The 3070-nt window shown below is 73.0% G+C and carries 2 protein-coding genes; both read left to right on the forward strand.

Annotation, left to right across the window (positions count from 1 at the left end; all coding sequences use genetic code 11):
- Positions 1–301: 301 nt before the first annotated feature.
- Positions 302–1276, forward strand: a complete 975-nt coding sequence (locus JS521_RS26190; RefSeq protein WP_205085438.1) for a hypothetical protein — start codon at positions 302–304, stop codon at positions 1274–1276.
- 67 nt (positions 1277–1343) lie between these two features.
- Positions 1344–2915 carry an APC family permease gene (locus JS521_RS26195; RefSeq protein ID WP_205085439.1) on the forward strand — a complete coding sequence of 524 codons (1572 nt, stop codon included), beginning with the start codon at positions 1344–1346 and terminating at the stop codon, positions 2913–2915.
- Positions 2916–3070: the final 155 nt, after the last annotated feature.

The raw sequence follows: 3070 nt of genomic DNA on the forward strand, positions 1-3070 counted from the left end.
CGGGTGAGCTCTCCCTCGGGGAAGTCGACCCCCAGTCGCGTCAGCATCACGTACGTACCCCCGCCGCAAGTGTGGGGGGCCCAGGGGCCCCGGTGGTATCGCAGGCGGGGCCACAGCGTGGCCCGCCCCGCCCACCCCACCCGCACGCTGCACCGATGCCTCCGACGGTCCGACCGGATCAAGCCAACCGGCTGGTAAGTCACGGCAGTTGAAGGGCAGCGGCCCTTGACGTGGAGCACGGCCTCCCGCTTTGCTGTGCGCGATCATCTGCTCGCACACCGCATCGAAAGAAGCCCGCGGCATGCCGCCCCCGCCTCCGCCGCCCCTGGGCCGCTCCCGTCGTCGGGGCAGCCGCTCGGACCATGTCTTCGACCCGGCCCTCGACGACGACGAACTCGTCGCCGCACGCAGCCGGTTCACCCAGGGCAGATGGTCACAGGCGCGCACCCTGCTGGTGGACACCGGAAGGGACTGGGACCGCCGCGCCCACCGCCTGCTGGCCCTCGCCGAGACCTCGTCGGCCGTGGACTGGGCCGGTGACTGGCTGCTCGTCGAACCCGAGAGCGCCGACGCCGCCACCCTTCTCGCCTGCGCCCGGGTCGCCCGCGCGCTGCGGCCCAAGGCCAAGCCGAACGACGCCGCCGGCGCCCGGGAAGCCTGCCTGGCCGCCGCCCGTCTCACCCCCGACGACCCCACCCCGTGGCTCGCGCTGCTCCTCCTCGACCGGGGCCGCGACGACGGGGCGGACGAGACCGGCAGGCTCTTCGAGGAGGTGCGCTCCCGCCATCCCGACCACCACCACGCCCACCATGTGATGACCGCGCTGCTGGCCGAGAGCAACCCCGAAAGCGGCCACGACCCGCTGCACGAGGTGTACGACTTCGCCGCCTGGGCCGCCGAACTGGCCCCCGCCGACTCCCCGCTGGCCGTCCTCCCGGTCGTCGCCCACGCCGAGCGCTACCGCGTCCTGGTCGCCGCCGGCATCGAGCCCGACGACCCGGCGCTCTCCGAGCACTGGTCCGGACGCCGGGCCCGCCAGGTGATGAAGGCCGCCTTCGACTGGTGGCTGGAGTGGGAGCGCGACGACCACCCGCGCCACCGCCTGGACCTGAACTTCCTGGCGCACGCCAAGGTCTGCGAGGGCCGCCCCGCCGAGGCCGCCGCCCTCTTCCACCGCATCGGCGCGTACGCCACCGCCGCACCTTGGTCGTACTCCGGCCGGGAACCCCACGCCGCGTTCACCGCCGCGCGCACCTACGCGCTCGGCACCCCGTGAAGCACGAAGCGAAGCACGAAGGACACCACCCCGCCCCGCTCACCATCAAGAAGGGACCGACCCCGCCATGTCGACCGGCAGTTCATTTTCCAGTGAGACCGGCACCACGAGGGCAACGGCCGATACCGGCGGGATCAACACCTACAAGGGCGAGGAACGCGCCCTGCGCGCGAACCGGCTCGGCACCCCCGGCCTCCTGCTGTCGGTGGTCGCGGCCAGCGCCCCCCTGATGGTGGTCGCCGGCGTGATGCCCACGGTCTTCGGCGTTATGGGCATCGTCGGCCAGCCGCTGCTCTACATCATCCTGGGCGTCGTCCTGATGCTGTTCAGCGTCGGTTACGCGGAGATGAGCCGGCACGTCCACAACGCCGGGGCGTTCTACGCGTACATCGCCCGCGGGCTCGGCCCGACGGCCGGCGCGGGGGCCTCGCTCGTGGCGCTGGTGGCGTACAGCGCGATGCAGGTCGGCATCTACGGGATCCTCGGCTTCGAGGTCTCCGGCATCTTCGCCACGTACCTCGACATCGAGCTGGCGTGGTGGATACCGGCCCTGGTCTCGGCGGCCGTCGTCGGCGTCCTCGGCTGGCTGAAGATCGACCTCAACGCCAAGGTCCTCGGCGTCCTGCTGGTCATCGAGTGCGCCCTCGTCGTGATCTTCGACGTCGCCGCCGTGAGCAAGCCCGGTCCCGAGGGCCTGTCGCTGCATGCCTTCAACCCCGAGACCCTCACCGGTGCCGGGCTCGGCACCGCGCTCTGCTTCTGCATCGCCGCGTTCGTCGGCTTCGAGCAGGCCCCGGTGTACGCGGAGGAGACCAGCCGCCCGCAGATCGTGGTCTCCCGGGTGATGTTCCTCGCGGTGGGTTACGCCGCGCTGTTCCTGGCCATCAGCTCCTGGGCCCTGACCGTGGCCGCCGGCCCCGGCTCCATCGCCGACACCTCCCTCAAGGAGGGCCCCGGCATGCTGTTCGGCCTCACCGAGGAGCGGCTCGGCTCCACCTTCACCGACGTGCTGCACATCCTCTTCGTCACCGGGATGTTCGCCGCGCTCCTGAGCTTCCACAACGTGGTGGCCCGCTACGCGTTCGCGATGGGCCGCGAGGGCCTGCTGCCCGCCCGTTTCGGCCGGACCAACCGGGCGAGCGGCGCTCCCGGCACCGGCTCGCTGCTCCAGAGTGCCGTCTCCGTCGTGATCATCGCGGCGTTCGCGTTCACCGACGACAACCCGGTCGGCGACCCCACGGCCCCCGTCCTGCGGCTGTTCACGTGGATGGGCAACGTCGGCGCGCTCGGCGTGATCCTGCTGATGGCCGCCGCCTCCTTCGCCGTCATCGCCTTCTTCGTCAAGCGCGGCGCCGGTCGTGCGCAGGCCCCGCGCCTGGTCGCCTCCGCCCTCGCCGGACTCGCGCTGCTGACGATCGCCGTCTTCACCGTCCGCGACTTCGACGTCCTCGTCGGCTCCGGCCCCGGCTCGGCCCTCAACTGGCTGCTGCCCGGCGTGATCATCCTCGCGCTCGTCGGCGGCCTGGTCTACGGAGCGGTGCTGCGCAAGGCCAAGCCCGAGGTGCACGCCCGGATCGGCCTCGGCAACGAGGCGTTCCAGCTGGAGAAGGCGGCCGAGAGCGAGGCGTCCCGCCGCTGACACACCCCCGTACGCGCGCCGTGAGCACGCGCGACGTACGTACGCGAGACGCCCGCCCCGGGGGGGGGCGGGGGGGGGGGGGCGGGGGGGGGGGGGGGGGGGGGCCGGCGGCGGCGCCCGCGCCCGCCGCAGGCTGGAAGCCCGGGGGGCGCCGG

The organism is Streptomyces durocortorensis, assembly GCF_016901035.1.
In the GTDB taxonomy this organism is placed as follows: domain Bacteria; phylum Actinomycetota; class Actinomycetes; order Streptomycetales; family Streptomycetaceae; genus Streptomyces; species Streptomyces durocortorensis.